This window comes from Pseudomonas sp. GW821-FHT01E05, assembly GCF_059422425.1.
In genome coordinates this window covers 144,105-159,825 of the sequence record NZ_JBWKWW010000001.1, presented here as the reverse complement: position 1 = coordinate 159,825, position 15,721 = coordinate 144,105, and the positions used below count along the sequence as shown (strand labels likewise).

Annotated in this window: 14 protein-coding genes and 3 pseudogenes; 10 read left to right on the top strand and 7 right to left on the bottom strand. The window is 59.4% G+C overall.

The annotated features are described in order from the left end of the window. The first annotated feature begins 3 nt into the window (after nt 1-3). From AC07W5_RS00800 to AC07W5_RS00775, 6 genes are read left to right on the top strand one after another with little or no spacing between them, the layout of a single operon-like run. Nucleotides 4-1,446 carry a mannose-1-phosphate guanylyltransferase/mannose-6-phosphate isomerase gene (locus AC07W5_RS00800; protein ID WP_494991011.1) on the top strand — a complete coding sequence of 481 codons (1,443 nt, stop codon included), beginning with the start codon at nt 4-6 and terminating at the stop codon, nt 1,444-1,446. Continuing rightward, nucleotides 1,447-2,244 carry an ABC transporter permease gene (locus AC07W5_RS00795; protein WP_494991012.1) on the top strand — a complete coding sequence of 266 codons (798 nt, stop codon included), beginning with the start codon at nt 1,447-1,449 and terminating at the stop codon, nt 2,242-2,244. Beyond that, entirely contained in the window at nt 2,244-3,509 is a 1,266-nt protein-coding gene (locus AC07W5_RS00790; RefSeq protein WP_494991013.1) for an ABC transporter ATP-binding protein, read from the top strand. Before AC07W5_RS00795 ends, AC07W5_RS00790 begins: the two co-directional genes overlap by 1 nt. Further along, the gene (locus tag AC07W5_RS00785; protein WP_495022621.1) at nt 3,506-4,873 is read left to right on the top strand and encodes a glycosyltransferase family 4 protein; all 1,368 of its coding nucleotides are present in this window, start codon (nt 3,506-3,508) and stop codon (nt 4,871-4,873) included. The genes AC07W5_RS00790 and AC07W5_RS00785 overlap by 4 nt, the downstream gene beginning before the upstream one ends. After that, nucleotides 4,857-5,987: a glycosyltransferase family 4 protein gene (locus tag AC07W5_RS00780; protein WP_495022620.1), complete on the top strand. Its 1,131-nt coding sequence runs from the start codon at nt 4,857-4,859 to the stop codon at nt 5,985-5,987. The genes AC07W5_RS00785 and AC07W5_RS00780 overlap by 17 nt, the downstream gene beginning before the upstream one ends. After that, nucleotides 5,988-7,118, top strand: coding sequence for a glycosyltransferase family 4 protein (locus AC07W5_RS00775; RefSeq protein WP_495010500.1), 1,131 nt, complete (start codon nt 5,988-5,990; stop codon nt 7,116-7,118). Nucleotides 7,119-7,151: 33 nt separating this feature from the next. Here the strand turns inward: AC07W5_RS00775 and AC07W5_RS00770 are convergent. From AC07W5_RS00770 to metC, 5 genes and pseudogenes are all read right to left on the bottom strand, one after another. Further along, nucleotides 7,152-8,102: pseudogene (locus AC07W5_RS00770) on the bottom strand (FAD-binding oxidoreductase); the annotation flags it as partial. A 68-nt stretch (nt 8,103-8,170) separates the two neighbouring features. After that, nucleotides 8,171-8,800: a glutathione S-transferase family protein gene (locus AC07W5_RS00765; protein WP_495022619.1), complete on the bottom strand. Its 630-nt coding sequence runs from the start codon at nt 8,798-8,800 to the stop codon at nt 8,171-8,173. Nucleotides 8,801-8,930: 130 nt separating this feature from the next. Beyond that, nucleotides 8,931-9,833 (bottom strand): LysR family transcriptional regulator, encoded by a 903-nt coding sequence (locus AC07W5_RS00760; protein WP_495022618.1) that lies wholly within the window; start codon nt 9,831-9,833, stop codon nt 8,931-8,933. 360 nt (nt 9,834-10,193) lie between these two features. After that, nucleotides 10,194-10,538 (bottom strand): DUF3088 domain-containing protein, encoded by a 345-nt coding sequence (locus AC07W5_RS00755; RefSeq protein ID WP_495022617.1) that lies wholly within the window; start codon nt 10,536-10,538, stop codon nt 10,194-10,196. A gap of 116 nt (nt 10,539-10,654) precedes the next feature. Next, nucleotides 10,655-11,842: a cystathionine beta-lyase gene (metC, locus tag AC07W5_RS00750; RefSeq protein ID WP_495022616.1), complete on the bottom strand. Its 1,188-nt coding sequence runs from the start codon at nt 11,840-11,842 to the stop codon at nt 10,655-10,657. 167 nt (nt 11,843-12,009) lie between these two features. Here metC and AC07W5_RS00745 point away from each other — a divergent pair, with 167 nt between their 5' ends. Then, a complete protein-coding gene (locus AC07W5_RS00745) occupies nt 12,010-12,477 on the top strand; it encodes an Lrp/AsnC family transcriptional regulator (protein WP_494991021.1) in 468 nt (155 codons plus the stop codon). A gap of 61 nt (nt 12,478-12,538) precedes the next feature. Here the strand turns inward: AC07W5_RS00745 and AC07W5_RS00740 are convergent. Together AC07W5_RS00740 and AC07W5_RS00735 are read right to left on the bottom strand one after the other, a co-directional pair. Next, nucleotides 12,539-12,697: pseudogene (locus AC07W5_RS00740) on the bottom strand (D-cysteine desulfhydrase); the annotation flags it as partial. 87 nt (nt 12,698-12,784) lie between these two features. Next, nucleotides 12,785-12,938: pseudogene (locus tag AC07W5_RS00735) on the bottom strand (Lrp/AsnC family transcriptional regulator); the annotation flags it as partial. A gap of 129 nt (nt 12,939-13,067) precedes the next feature. On the opposite strand from AC07W5_RS00735, the gene AC07W5_RS00730 reads away from it, so the two are divergent. The 3 genes from AC07W5_RS00730 to AC07W5_RS00720 are packed head-to-tail and all read left to right on the top strand — an operon-like array spanning nt 13,068 to nt 15,707. Beyond that, nucleotides 13,068-13,448: a Rid family detoxifying hydrolase gene (locus tag AC07W5_RS00730; protein WP_495022615.1), complete on the top strand. Its 381-nt coding sequence runs from the start codon at nt 13,068-13,070 to the stop codon at nt 13,446-13,448. Nucleotides 13,449-13,462: 14 nt separating this feature from the next. Next, a complete protein-coding gene (locus AC07W5_RS00725) occupies nt 13,463-14,506 on the top strand; it encodes a PLP-dependent cysteine synthase family protein (RefSeq protein WP_494991023.1) in 1,044 nt (347 codons plus the stop codon). Nucleotides 14,507-14,528: 22 nt separating this feature from the next. After that, nucleotides 14,529-15,707, top strand: a complete 1,179-nt coding sequence (locus tag AC07W5_RS00720) for a trans-sulfuration enzyme family protein (RefSeq protein ID WP_495022614.1) — start codon at nt 14,529-14,531, stop codon at nt 15,705-15,707. Nucleotides 15,708-15,721: the final 14 nt, after the last annotated feature.

Genomic DNA, 15,721 nt, shown 5'->3' with positions numbered 1-15,721 from the left:
GGCATGCTGATTCCTGTGATTCTTTCCGGTGGTGCCGGGACTCGTTTGTGGCCGGTTTCGCGCGAAGGTCATCCCAAGCCGTTCATGACCTTGCCCGATGGCCAGACCTTGCTGGGCAAGACCTACCGACGCGCGGCCGGGCTCCTGGCTGCGGGCGGCAATATCGTCACGGTGACCAACCGTGACTACTACTTTCAAAGCAAGGATCACTACCAGGCGGCCAGACTGGAACGCCACCGCGGGCACTTTCTCCTGGAGCCTGTGGGACGCAACACGGCACCGGCGATTGCTGCCGCTGCACTGTCCTTGCAAGCCTTGCACGGCGACGATGTGATTCTGGTGGTGATGCCGGCCGACCATCTGATTCAGAACGAAGACGCTTTCGGGCGCTCTGTCGAACATGCCGTACAGCTGGCGAAGGCTGGGCATCTGGTCACGTTCGGCATCACCCCGACCGCGCCGGAAACGGGTTTCGGTTACATCGAAACCGGCGAACAACTGGATGAGCAAGGCGCGGCCAGGGTTCAGCGCTTCGTCGAGAAGCCCGACCTGCAGACCGCGACCCACTACCTGGAAAGCGGCAATTTCCTATGGAACTCGGGCCTGTTCTGCTTCTCGGCCGCGACCTTGCTGGCTGAGTTGCAGATCCATGCGCCAGCGCTCCTGGAGCTAGGCAAAGCCTGCCTGGCGGCCAGCGCCCCGGTCGAGACAAGCGGGGGCATTCAGCAGGAATTGTCAGCGGCGCACTTCGCCGACATGCCGGATATCTCCATCGACTATGCCTTGATGGAGCTGTCCGACAAGGTTGTGGTGGTGCCTGCGGGTTTCGACTGGAGCGATATCGGCTCCTGGGGTGCGGTCAGCGACTTGATCAAGGCTGATGCCCAGAACAATCGGGCCAGTGGCGACGCGCTGTTCATCGACAGCCACAACAATTTTGTCCAGAGCGAAGGACGTCTGGTAGCCACGGTCGGCGTCGACAATCTGATCATCGTCGATACCGCCGATGCGGTTCTCGTCGCCCATGCCGATCGCGCGCAGGATGTGCGCAAGGTGGTGAAGCAACTCAAGGATAAAAAGCACGAAACCTATCGCCTGCACCGTACGGTCAGTCGCCCCTGGGGCACTTACACCGTGCTGGAGGAAGGTCCGCGCTTCAAGATCAAGCGCATTGTGGTGAAGCCTGGAGCCTCCCTCTCCCTGCAGATGCACCACCATCGCAATGAACACTGGGTCGTCGTCGAGGGCATGGCCAAGGTCACCAACAACGGCGACGGCTCGCACTTTGTCGCCAAAAACGAATCCACCTTCATTGCCGCCGGGCACAAGCATCGTCTGGAAAACCCGGGGGTGATCGACCTGGTCATCATTGAAGTTCAGAGCGGCGAGTACCTGGGAGAGGACGATATCGTTCGCTTCGAAGATAAATACGGAAGGACGGTCTGAATGCTGCTCAATCTGTACCGCTCGCTGTGGGGCTATCGGGGTTTCATCCTCGGTAGCGTCAAGCGAGAGTTCCAAGCCCGCTATCGCAACTCGCTGTTCGGTGCCCTTTGGACCGTCCTTAACCCGCTGTCGATGATCGTCGTCTACACGGTGATTTTTTCCCACGTGATGCGTGCGCGTCTTCCCGGCGTGGATGACGGGATGGCCTACAGCATTTACCTCTGCGCCGGTTTGCTGACCTGGGGACTGTTCTCCGAGATCACCCTGCGCAGCCAGAACATGTTTCTGGAAAATGCCAATCTGCTGAAGAAGATCAGTTTCCCGCGCATCTGCCTGCCGGTGATCGTGCTGCTCAATGCCGGGATCAACTTCGCAATTATTGTGTCGTTGTTCCTGGGCTTTCTGCTGATCACCGGGCGCCTTCCCGGTATGGCCTTGTTGGCATTGGTGCCGTTGCTGGCGTTACAGGTTATTTTCTCGGCCGGTCTGGGGATGATTCTCGGCGTGTTGAATGTGTTCTTCCGCGACGTCGGGCAGTTCTTCGGGATTTGCCTGCAATTCTGGTTCTGGTTTACGCCCATCGTCTATCCGATGTCGATTCTCCCGGAGCCGATCCAGCGGCTGCTCTGGCTCAACCCGATGACTGCCTTGATGGTGAGTTACCAGAACCTGTTTCTGTATGGTCAATGGCCGGTCTGGAGTTCGCTGTTGCCGGTCCTGATCATCGGCGTGCTGTTCTGTGTCCTGGGGCTGCGGCTATTCCGCCGACGAGTGGGTGAAATGGTGGATGAGCTCTGATGGGACACATACGCGTTAGTGGCCTGAGCAAGGCCTACAAGCAATATCCGACACGCTGGAGCCGCCTGCTCGAATGGATCATCCCCTTCTCTGCGGCGCGTCATCGCGAGCACTGGATCCTGCGTGACATCGACTTTGAAGTCGCCCCCGGTGAAGCCGTAGGGATCGTCGGGGTCAACGGTGCCGGCAAGAGCACCTTGCTGAAGATCATCACCGGTACCACCCAAGCCACTTGTGGACAACTTCAGGTGCAAGGACGGGTGGCCGCGCTACTGGAACTGGGCATGGGCTTCCACCCGGATTTCACTGGTCGCCAGAATGCCTTCATGGCTGGCCAGCTGCTGGGCATGCAGGTAGAGGAAATCGAGGCGCTGATGCCGGAAATCGAGGGTTTCGCGGAGATTGGCGAAGCCATTGATCACCCGGTGCGCACCTATTCGAGCGGCATGCAGATGCGTTTGGCCTTCAGTGTCGCGACTGCGCGTCGGCCGGATATTTTGATTGTCGATGAAGCGCTGTCGGTAGGCGACGCCTACTTCCAGCACAAGAGCTTCGAACGTATCCGCAGTTTTCGTCGAGCAGGAACGACCTTATTGATCGTTTCCCATGATCGTTCAGCGATCCAGTCGATCTGCGATTCCGCGATCCTTCTGGAAAACGGTCGCATGGCCATGCACGGTAAACCCGAAGAGGTCCTGGACTACTACAACGCCCTGATGGCCGAGCGCGAGGGCCAGACGGTGCGTCAGGAAATGCTCGCCACCGGCCAGGTCCAGACCATCTCCGGTACCGGTGAAGCAGGCATCTTGAGTGTGCGCCTGCTGGATGCACACGAGCGATCGGTGGAGGTCGCCGAGGTGGGCCAGCCGATGGTGCTGGAAGTGCAGGTCGAGGTACGCCAGGACATCGAGCGGCTGGTGCTGGGCTTCATGATCAAGGATCGCCTTGGACAGTCCATGTATGGCATCAACACCCATCGGCAGGGACAAGCACTGACGAACTTGAGTGCCGGTGAACGGGTCACGTTCCGATTTGCCTTCACCATGCGCCTGGGCAAGGGTAATTATTCCGTAGCCCTGAGCCTGTCGCGCCTGGACTCGCACCTGGACCGCAATTTCGAATGGCGAGACTACGGCCTGGTCTTCCATGTCCTCAACAACCGTCATGAAGACTTCGTCGGCTGCTCCTGGCTCGAAGCCCAAACCACGATCACCCGTTCGACCGTTGCCCCTGCCGGGTCAGTCGCCTTGCAGGCCACGCCATGACGCGCCTGTTGGTCGAATGTACCCATGTGTTCGAGCACCCCAAGGTCAACTCGGGTATTCAACGGGTGGTGCGCAATGTCATCAAGCAGTTGCCCGAGGCCGTGGAGGGTGTGGAATGCCTTCCGGTGGTGATACTCAAGGGCAAGCTCTACCGGGTGCTGAGTCTGGCACCGCTGGATACGCCTTTTTTCAATGCGCTGATGGGTTTCGGTACGCGCCTGGAGCGGGTCGCCCACAGGTTCTGGCAACTTCACCAAAACCTGGAACAACGCTGTCAGTCGCGTTTCGCCCGGCGCGCGCTGTACGTGATGTATCGGCTCACAGCGCTGGCCTGTTTCAGTGTGCCGTTACGTCTGATCGGGCTGGTGAACCAGAAACAACTGCCGAAACGTTGCACACCTTTGCAGCATCAGCCGGGTGATCAACTGGTGCTGCTGGATTCGTCCTGGCACGCCAACTTTTTTCCCATGGCCGAACAGCTCAAGCGTGAAGGGGTGGACATCGTCTCGGTAATCTACGACCTGATCCCGCTGACCCATCCACAGTTCTACGACACCCGGCTGGTGCAGATTTTCAACGAGTGGTTCGACTGGATCGCCAGAACTGCAGACGGATATGTCGCCATTTCGGCAACCGTGCGTGACCAGGTCCGCGAAGAGCTTCTGCGCAGGCTTGGACCGCAGCAGGTCAAAACGCTCTGGTTCGATTATTTCCACCTCGGTTCCGAACTGGACCTGAGCAACGATGGGGCAGTTGTGGAGCCGCGTCTTGTGCGGCTGTTCGAAGGGCAAGATCCGGTTTTCCTCATGGTCAGTACCATTGAGCCGCGCAAGAACCATGACTACTTGCTCGACGCCTTCGAACGCGCCTGGGCCGCGGGCTCAAACGCCCGGCTGTGCATTGCCGGGCGTATTGGCTGGAAGTGCGATGCGCTGGTCGACCGCGTTCGCCAGCACCCGGAGCTGAACAAGCGACTGTTCATGTTCAACACACTCACCGATAAAAGCCTTGAGCATGCCTATGCACAGGCAACAGCGCTGGTATTCCCGTCCTGGGTCGAAGGCTTTGGCTTGCCGCTGGTCGAAGCCATGCAGCGCGGGCTGCCGGCGATGGGCAGCGATATTCCGGTCTTTCGTGAGATTGGTGGCGAGTTCATGGCCTATTTCGATCTGGCCGATCCACAAAGCCTTGCCAATCTGGTTGCGCGCATGGAAAGCACTGGTGAGTTTCCGGCAGTGCGCAATGTCAGCGAGTGGCGCTGGCTGGGCTGGCGCGAGGCCAGTACCCAGTTTGTCGAACGCATCCAGCGCAACTTGAAGAAGGTGCCTGCGCCGGTAGAGAGGCAGCATGCGGATTGCCCTTAACGCACGGATTCTCCAGGCACCACGCACCGGCATAGGTCATTACCTGGCCGAACTGGCGACGGCCCTTATGGCAGAGCCGGACCTGGAGCTCTCGCTGTTCCATGGCTGGGGCTGGAGTGCTGCCCTGCCGGCCGCCGCCATGCCCGGCTATTCCCGAATGACACCTTGGTTGCGACGAGTACCGGGGGCCTACCAGGCCCGTCGTTGGCTGGAGCAGCGGCGCTTCGACCAAGGACAGTCCCAAGCCATCGATCTCTATCACGAGCCGAGCCTGTGGCCCCTGGCGTTCAAGGGTCCGACCATCATCACCCTGCACGACCTGACCCACCTGCACTATCCCTCGACCCAGCCATCGGCCCGGTTGAAAGAGATAGAGCGCCGACTTGGTCACGGCGTGCAGCAGGCACGATTGATTTTGACCGACTCGCAGTACGTGGCCGATGAAGCCCAGCGCTATTTTGGCCTTCCCCATGAACGCTTTGTCGTTGCACCGCTTGGGGTAGCCGCGCGCTTCCATCCACGCTCGATCGAGGCGTTGCAGGAGGCACTCACACCCCATGGAGTGCAACCGCAGGCGTATTTCCTCTGTGTAGGAACGCTGGAACCGCGCAAAAACCTGTCACTGGCCTTGCACGCTCACGCGCGATTGCCAGAGCTGATGCGTCAGCGTTTTCCTTTGCTGATTGTCGGAATGGCCGGTTGGGAACGTGGGCAGTTCAGTGATGAGTTGCAAAAGGCCTTGGCCTCCGGCTATGTCCGCCTGATGGGTTATCTGCCGGATGAACAGGTCGCACAGCTCGTGGCCGGTGCCAGAGCGCTGGTGTTCCCGTCTCTCTACGAGGGCTTTGGCCTTCCGGTTCTGGAAGCCATGGCCAGTGGTACTCCGGTGATCCTGACCCGACGCTCGGCAATGCCGGAGGTCGCAGGTGACGCGGGCAATTATATTGAACCTGACGATGTAGACGGCTTGCGCGACGCGATGAGCCGATTGATCGACGATCAAACGCATTGGCTGGAATGCCGAGAGGCTGGATTGCAGCAAGCGAAGCTTTTTTCCTGGGGGCGCTGCGCGAAGATAACAGCAGGCGCATACCGTCAGGCTATGGGAGGTTGAATGCGCGTTCTACATTTCTTCAAGACATACCTGCCTGACTCGGTCGGCGGTATCGAACAGGTCATCTTTCAGTTATGCGAAAGCGGATCCCGGCACGGCATTGAGAGCCAGGTTCTGACATTGAGCGCCGAGCCCACGCCTGCGGTCGTCAAGATCGGTCAGCATGAGGTGCATCGGGCCAAACTGGATGTGCAGTTCGCTTCCACCGGTTTTTCCTACAGTGTCTTCAAACAGTTTCGCGAAATGGCCGCGGAGGCGGACGTGGTCAACTACCACTTTCCTTGGCCATTCATGGACCTGGTGCATTTCATCAGCGCCACGAACAAACCGTGCGTGGTGACCTACCATTCGGACATCGTTCGTCAGCAACATTTGCTCAAAATGTACCGCCCACTGATGAATCGCTTCCTCAATAGCGCCGACCGGATTGTCGCCGCCTCGCCCAACTACTTCCATACCAGCGATGTCTTGCAGAACCACCGGGAAAAGACCCGGGTCATTGCTTATGGCTTGAACAAGTCAGGTTATCCACAACCCGAGCCGGAGCGCCTGGCCCATTGGCGGCAACGTCTGGGTGAACGCTTCTTCCTGTTCGTCGGTGTGATGCGTTATTACAAAGGACTGCATATCCTGCTCGATGCACTTAAAGAGGTGGATTACCCGGTCGTGATCGTCGGCGCAGGCCCGCTTGAGTCGGAGTTACATGCCCAGGCAGCCGCTCTGGGCTTGCGCAATCTGCACTTTCTAGGACGCCTGGGTGAAGAGGACAAAGTGGCGCTGCTACAACTGAGCTACGCGATCGTGTTCCCATCGCATCTGCGTTCCGAAGCGTTCGGTATCTCATTGCTTGAAGGCGCGATGTATGGAAAACCGATGATCTCCAGTGAGATCGGTACCGGGACCAGTTACATCAATATCCATGGCGAGACCGGTTTGGTCGTTCCCCCGAGTAATCCACAGGCCTTTCGTGAAGCAATGCGTACCTTGTGGGAAAACCCGCAGCGTGCGGCAGAAATGGGACAGCGAGCCGAAGCCCGCTATCGCCAACTGTTCACCGCCGATGAAATGGGCCGTAAATGGACAGAGTTGTACCAAGAGCTGTTGGAGGAAAAGGCACTTTCCTACGCATGACGTTGGTTGGCGCCAACTGCTGCCCAACGCCTAATCCTGCAAACGTGTCGTGGCCTGCTCCCAAGTTCCAGTCATTCGGCTATTGGGCGAGAAACCCTCGAACCGCCAGCGCAAACCCAGCGCTGCCGGTCGGCGCACCATGTGCTCCACATACAGCTTCCAGAGCCGCTCGGCGCCCTGAAAGGCACTGATTTGCGGCCCGTCGAGGATAATTTCGGTGCGCCCGCTGACCTGCAGCAAATCGCCCGAAGTGAAATCGATGAACAGCAAGCCGGCGCGCGGATTGAGCAACAGGTTGCCCAACGTATTGAAGTGCAAGTTGCCGGAGAAATCGGGAATGGTCAGGCAATTGCCGTCTACCTGGACGAAACCGCTCTGCCCTCCCCGATGAGAGACGTCCACCGAGCGTTGGTTTTCAACGTCAACGTAACTGGCGACAAAGAAGGTGTCGGCTCCACGAATCATCGCGCTCGCCTCGTCATCCAGTTGACTCAGACGCTGCACCACACGCATCGACGGATCTGCGACAGGCACCGATTCAAATTGGCGCAGCTGGATGTACTTAGGGCAATTGCCGAAAGCCTGTTGGACCGCCACGGTAAAGCCGTTATCGGCCATTTCGCCGACCTGGCCATTGATTCGGTTCCGCCGCCGCGTGTGCAACTCGATACCCAGCAGGCCGATAGCCGCGCCAGTGTGTAATTGAGCGGGGTCGTTCTGCCCTGGCAGACTGTCCAGCTGCAACAGGGCAGGCTCGGGAGAACAGGCAAAACCTGGTTGCCCCTCGAGAATACTGGCCCAAGGATTACCATCTACATCCACCGCGCCAAATAGCATGAAGGGCAATTGCTGATAGAACTGACGATGTTGATCAGGCAAGTAATTACGGATGACCTTGGGTCCGAACGCTTCCATACGCTCAGCGACACCGACGTGCGCCTGCAGCTGCTTTTCGCCGGCATGCCAGGGTGATTGAAGGTTCATCGCGTTTCTCCCCTGCGCCGAGGGCACAGTCTGAAGGGCACAGCCAGGCTGGGCCGCAGTCACTCATATCAGGCAGTCTGCAAGCCGGCCACCGTGCGCGGCATCGCCACAAAACCGGGCAAGGCTTCGATGCGTGCCAGCCAGGCCCGCACATTGGCATAGTCAGCCAGAGACACATTGCCTTCGGGCGCATGGGCGATATAGCTGTAGCCGGCGACATCAGCAATGGTCGGTTCATCACCCGCCAGATAGGCAGTGTGAGCCAGTTCCTGATCAATCACCTTGAGCAGGCTGTGGGAACGGGCGATCACCTCTTCAGCGTTGTAAGGCGCGCCAAACACAGTGATCAGTCGAGCCGTGGCCGGTCCTGAGGCAATCTGCCCGGCCGCGACCGACAACCAGCGCTGAACCTTGGCCGCACCGACCGGGTCCGCCGGCAACCAGCGGCCTTTGCCATATTTCTGCGCCAGGTACACCAGAATCGCGTTGGAGTCAGCCAGCACCACGCCTTGGTCATCGATGACCGGAACCTGGCCAAAAGAATTCAGCGCGAGGAAATCCGCCTGTTTGTGAGCACCGCTGACGAGATCGATGAACACCAGTTCAGTCGGCAGTTCGAGTAAGGACAGCATCAGCTCGACACGGTGAGCATGACCGGAGCGCGGGAAGTTATAGAGTTTGATGGCGGGCTTGGACATGGTGAACTCCGCGGGGCGATCGCGCAGTTCAGGAGAGATCCGCGCCGATGGGAGCTACCTTCCACTTTCGATTAAAACAACAGAATAACCAAAAAACACAATCCATTATTTCAACAGGTGCAATAAAGTGTCAGGCCTGCAACGCCGGATGTTCGCGAAGCGCCTTCACCGCAAAATCCACAAAGCTGCGCACCCGCGCTGGTGCCTTGCGCCCCCCCTGATACACCACATGGATCGGCAGCGGCGCCAGCTCAAAGTCTTGAAGAACGATTTCCAGCTCGCCTGCGGCCACCTTGCTGGCGACCTGATAAGACAGTACCCGGGTCAACCCCCAACCCAGACAAGCCGCAGTAATCGCCGCCTGATTCGCAGTGACCACCAAACGCGGCTCCGGACGAATGCTCAGGGCTGTTCCTTGCTCCACAAACTGCCAGCTCCTGACCTGCCCAATGGAAGAGGTAGCGACAATCCGTGCCTGGCACAGGTCATCAGGATGCCGAGGTCGACCGTGGCTTGCGAGGTAACCGGGAGACGCGCAGATCACACGTCGTACTTCACCCACCTGGATCGCGTGCAGATTGCTGTCCGGCAATTGTGCGATACGCACCGCGACATCAATCCCCTCCTCGACCATGTTCACCACACGGTCGACGAGTACGGCATTGATACTGACCTCGGGGAACTGATCAAGGTAACCGACCATCACTGGCGTCACGAATAGCTCACCGAACAACACCGGCGCCGTGACGGTCAGTTGCCCCCGGGGCTGGGCGTGGCTGCCTGCCGCCGAGGCTTCCGCCTCCTGGAGCTCAGCCAGAATGCGCCGGCAGTCTTCCAGATAACGCTGACCGGCCTCGCTCAGGTGAATACTGCGGGTAGTGCGCACCAGCAGCTGGGTGCCTATGCGCTTTTCCAGCGCCGCGACCGCCCGTGTGACGCTCGCAGCCGACATGCTCAAGCGCCGCGCGGCAGCAGAAAAACTCTGCTCTTGCGCCACGGTGAGGAACACCTGCATTTCCTGAAACCTGTCCATGGAGCAAACCTCTATTGGTGCCGAACAAAATATTGTGACAACGCAAGACCAAACCAGATAGCTGCCGAGATGTCAGCACTTTAGAGTGCACAGCAGTGTGGCTCATTGCGCCAATTCCAAATAATGGCATCAACCTACCGATCCAACAGAGTCCCAATAAAAAGAACAAGTATCGGAGGAGTCAGCGTGACCTCCCTCCCCAATACCTACTGGCAAAAGTGCATTCCAAACGGCTGTGTCGTTCAGTTCTGGTCGCGCCAAAGGAACGGGCCGGCGGCTCACAAGCGAACCGTCGGCCCGTGGCCTGCCGTCACGAGGAGCGGCGGACCGTTTTCGATGCGTGCGCCTGAGCGCTACCGATCACGACGCCTGCGCGACGCTGTACTGTGACGACAGGTAGCGCCGGATATCGTCGGGCGCGTTGATGAAGCGCGTGCCGTTGTGCTCCTGAACCGCGATGGACGTGTCCTTCGGTACCTGCCCGTTGCCGAGCACGATCACTGGCGCAGACTGGTTGTCTTCGCCGATCAGCGCGACGATCGCGTTGCGCGGACGAGGCGCGTCGATGTAAGCGACCTCGACCACGTCTCGAAGCTGTGGGAAGAAGCTCAGCAAGCCTTCGACGGATACCGAGTCGCCGCAGTAGAACGGGCCTTCGGCGCCGCTGAAGAAGCCCGGACGAAGAATGAGCAGTTTGTCTTTCATGATTGTCTCTCTGTGGGTGGGTGTAGAAAGTTGAGGTGATTTGGCGGCGATGCGCGTGATCGTCGCGTCGCAAACCGAAGCATCGATACGCGAATCTTCGACCTGCGCAAGGCGGGTCAGACTTCCATTCGTGTCAGCCCAGCGGCGCGCAGCCGTGAGAATGCGGCTTCGAGATCGGCGATCATGTCGTCCGGGTGCTCGAGGCCCGCGTGAATTCGTAGCAGCGGGCCTTCCCACGGCCATTGCGTCGCCGTGCGGGAGCTCGCCGGGTTCAACCGGAGAATCAGGCTCTCGAAACCGCCCCAGCTATAGCCCATGCCGAAGCAGGTCATGCCGTCGAGCATCGCGCGCATCGCTTCGTCCGATTGCGGATTCAGCACCACGCCGAACAGGCCGCTCGCACCCGTGAAATCGCGCTTCCACAGCGCGTGCCCAGGTGAATCCTGCCGCGCCGGATACAGGATCTGAGCGACTTCCGGCTGCTGCGCGAGCCATTCCGTCAGAGCATGCGCGTTGCGCTGGTGCCGCTCGAGCCGCAGCGACAGCGTGCGCAAGCCGCGCAGTGCGAGATACGCGTCGTCGCCGCTCACGGTCATGCCGAGCTGCCGATAGAAACGGTTGATCTTCGCAAAGAGCGCCTCGGTCGTGAGGATCGCGCCCATTAGCACGTCGGAGTGCCCGGAGATGTATTTCGTCGCCGCGTGAATCGATACGTCGACACCATGCTCGAATGAACGGAAATGCAGCGGCGTGGCCCAGGTGTTGTCCATCAGCACGATTGCGCCGTGCCGATGCGCGATCCGGCTGATCGCCGGAATGTCCTGCACCTCGAACGTCAGCGAGCCGGGCGACTCGACGAACACTGCGCGCGTGCTCGGACGTATCAGCGCTGCGATGTCCGCGCCGATCGACGGATTGTAGTACGTCGTTTCGATGCCCAGGCGCGCGAGCGTCTCGGCGCAGAACGCGCGAGTCGGATCGTAGACCGAGTCTGTCATCAGTAAATGATCGCCGGGACCGAGCACCGCGAGCAGCGATGTCGTGATCGCGCTGAGCCCGCTCGGCGTGAGCATCGCTCGATGCGCGCCTTCGAGGCGGGCGAGCGCGTTTTCGAGCGCGCGGGTGGTCGGACTGCCGCCGCGGCCGTATGCGTTCGGCGTGCCGCTCGCCGTTTTCAGCGCCTCGATGCTGTGAAAGAGCAACGTCGATTGCCGGTAGACCGGCGGGTTCACCGGCGCGCCGAGCTGGCTGTGCGTGCGGCCCTCGTGGACCAGAACGGTGTCGGTCGAATACGTGGTGTTCAAGGCGTGATCCTTTTTCGTCGGTTCAATCGAGGCGAATCAAGCGGTGCCGCATCGTCGCGGCAGTCGCTGTGCTTGAGGACATGTTAATTGCGCGAAGACGAAAATAGTTTCCAAAGAATGTCGCCGATCCAGATAAGATTAGAAAAAATTTCTACCTCGGAGGCGATATGGACAAACGCGATGCACAGATGCTCACGATGCTTCAGGCGGATGCGACGATCGGTCTGAACAACCTGGCGAAGGCGGTGAATCTGTCGCCGACGCCATGCTGGCGAAGGCTGCAGAAGCTGCGGGACGACGGCGTGATCTGCCGGCAGGTTGTGCTGTGCGATCCGGCCAAGCTGAACTTGGGGCTCACTGCATTCGTGACGGTGCGCTCGAACCAGCACGGCGATGCGTGGACATCGCATTTTGTCGAGGCTGTTTGTGCGATTCCGGAGATCATCGAGATCTACCGGATGAGCGGCGACGTCGATTACCTGCTCAAGGTCGTCGTGCCGAATATTGCCGGATACGACAGAGTCTACAAACGGCTGATCAAGAGCGTCGAGCTGATGGACGTGAGCTCGGCATTCGCGATGGAGGTGATCAAGCGCACGACCGCGCTGCCGACCGATTACATCGTGACGGAATGATGCGAACAGCGCCGCCCACGATCGGCGACGAGCGGCGCGTTCTGCGTTATTGCGGCGAGGAGACGGCCGTGAAGTCGAGCCCCGCCGCAGAGATCTGCTGCTCGAGCTCGAGGCCCGCGCGAACGTAGCCGAGCGCATTCGAGCTGCCAATCGGGATCACGTATGGGCGACGGCCTTCGTCGCGCAGACGCTGAGCCGCAGCGTCGAGCTGCCGGTCCGTAGTGTCGATGCGACACACGCCGCCCGGCGAGCAGGCCCGTCATCATCCCCGTCAGCGCGCATTCACCGTCCGGCCTTTGCCTTTATTAACCTTGGCTCTGATATAGCCCTCTTCCTCGAGTTTGTTTACCCACTTCCAGCAGGGGAGTTGTTGAAAGGTTGACGGCCTCGGCCAGTTCTTTGAGGAGGATGGTGGTATCGCGTTGCAAGAGGGAGAGGATGTGGCGATCGAAAATATCAATTCCTCTAATGACGGCAAATTGTAGAAATTTTTTCTAAAAACCGGCGTAAAGAGCAGGAAGTTTAAAACTCTTTTTCTGGTGGGCGACGGTAAAATTTATCCCATGAAACGTGCCCGGAGAGCCCCGAATATGAAGAAGATCATCACCACCCGCGCCGCTCCTGAGGCGATTGGCCCTTACTCGCAGGCCGTAAAATGCGCAGCCACCCTTTATGTTTCCGGTCAGATCGCCCTGGACCCACAGAGCATGCAAATGGTCGAAGGCATCGAAGCACAGGTCCGGCAAGCCTTTGCCAACCTGGGTGCGATTCTCGAAGAGGCCTCAATGGGCTTCGCCGATGTGGTCAAGCTGACCATCTACCTGACTGACTTGAGCCATTTCGCCTTGATCAATTCGGTGATGGAAGAGCTGTTCGCCAAACCCTATCCCGCACGAGCGGCGATCGGCGTGAGTAGCTTGCCGCGGGCAGCATTGGTGGAAATTGATGCGATCGCTGTGGCCGCATGCTGAGCCGGGGGAAAACCATGATGAATGAATGGATCCGGTCTGCGACCAGGAGTATCTCCTGCGACCTGTTACGCTCCGCCGACACCCATATCCACAAGCTGGACATTCCGGGGTTGAAGGGCGTCGACATCTACCTCAAGGACGAGAGCACACATCCAACCGGCAGCCTCAAGCACCGGCTGGCACGCTCGCTGTTCTTGCACGCCATTTGCAGCGGCAAGATCCGCGAGGGCACCCATGTGGTCGAGGCGTCCTCGGGTAGCACGGCCGTGTCCGAAGCCTATTTCGCCAAACTGCTTGGCCTGCCCTTCACCGCGGTCATGCCGCGCAACACCGCGAGCAAAAAGATCGTACAGGTTGAGCAGCTCGGCGGACGTTGCCACTTCGTCGATCAATCGTCCCAGGTCTATTCCGAGGCGCAGCGCCTGGCGCGCGAGAGCGATGGCCACTACATGGACCAGTTCACCTATGCCGAGCGGGCAACAGATTGGCGCGGCAACAACAATATAGCCGACAGCATCTTCCAGCAGATGACCGGCGAGCCACATCCCATTCCCCACGCGATTGTCATGAGTGCAGGCACCGGCGGCACCTCTTCGACCATCGGCCGCTACATCCGCTACAAGGGGCACGATACCCGATTGATAGTGGTGGACCCGGAGAACTCGGTGTTCTATGAAAGCTACCGAACAGGCGATTCAAGTCTCACCAGCACCCATAGCAGCCGCATCGAAGGCATCGGTCGTCCCCAGGTGGAGCCGTCCTTCCTGCCGGACGTGATCGACGACATGCTGAAGATTCCCGACGCTGCCAGCATCGCCACCCTCTACTGGCTGGAAAAGTTGCTCGGCAAGAAGGCCGGTGGCTCCACCGGTACCAATATGTGGGGCGCGCTGAGTGTTGCGTTGCGGATGCAGGAGCAAGGTCTGAAGGGCTCTATCGTGACCCTGATGTGCGATAGCGGCGAACGCTATCTGGACACCTACTACGACCATGACTGGGTCGCTCGTACTATCGGCGACATCACACCCTATTCGAAACAACTCGATCGCTATCTTTAGTCTTCGCAAGGTATTACCGACTATGAGCCAGAACAAGAGCAACTTTTCCACCCAAGTGATCCACGCCGGCGAACAGTCGACCTACGCGGACAACACGATCTTCCCGTCGATAGTTACCTCCAGTTCGTTCATCAAGCGCAGCCTTGACGACAGTCCAGACTATGCCTACGGGCGCGTCGGCAACCCCACCCGGCATGCCTACGAGAGCTGCATTGCACAGTTGGAGAGCGGCCGTGGTGCTGTGGCCTGCGCTTCGGGCATGGCTGCCACCGCCACCGTGCTCGAGCTCTTGCCGAAGGACTCCCATGTGATCGTGATGGCTGGCGTCTACGGTGGCACCTTCCGCCTGATGGAGGACTACCGCAGCAAGACCTCCGGGCTAAGCGCCAGCTACATTGACCTCAACGACCTTGAGGCCCTGGCAGCGAGCCGTCGCGACAACACCCGGATGATCTGGATCGAAACGCCGACCAACCCCCTGCTGCAACTGGTCGACATCCAGCGCGTGACAGAGTTCGCCCGCGCTCACGGCATCCTGACCTGCGTCGACAACACCTTCTGCTCGCCCTGGAACCAGCGCCCGATCGAGTACGGCGTCGACCTGGTGATGCACTCGGCGAGTAAATACATCGGGGGGCACTCCGACCTGATCGGTGGCGTGGTGGTCGCGGCTGACGAGTCACTATTCGCTCACCTGCGCTCCATCAGCATGGCCATCGGCGCGGTCCAGGGGCCGTTCGACTGCTATCTCGCCCTGCGCGGGCTGAAGACCCTTGACGTGCGCATGGAGCGCCAGTGCAGCAATGCGGCGAAGATTGCCCACTTCCTGAGCACTCACGCGCAGGTCGAGGAAGTATTTTACCCGGGGCTGGAAAGCCATCCGCAACACGCGCTGTGCAAACACCAGATGCGCTCCGGCGGCGCGGTGGTCTCGCTGAAGTTGAAGGCCGACCGTAAAGCGCTGACCCCCTTCATCGAGCAGTTGTCAATTTTTGTGCTGGCCGACTCCCTGGGCGGGGTGGAAAGCATGATCAACCACTCCTACAGCATGTCGCACAACTCCTTGAGCCATGAACAGAAGATCAGCCTCGGCATCACCGAGAACCTGATCCGGCTGTCCATCGGACTGGAGCACGTCGACGACCTGATCGCCGACTTGAGTGCGGGCTTCGAGCGGCTGCGTACTGCTTCGGCCGAATAACTAATACCACTATC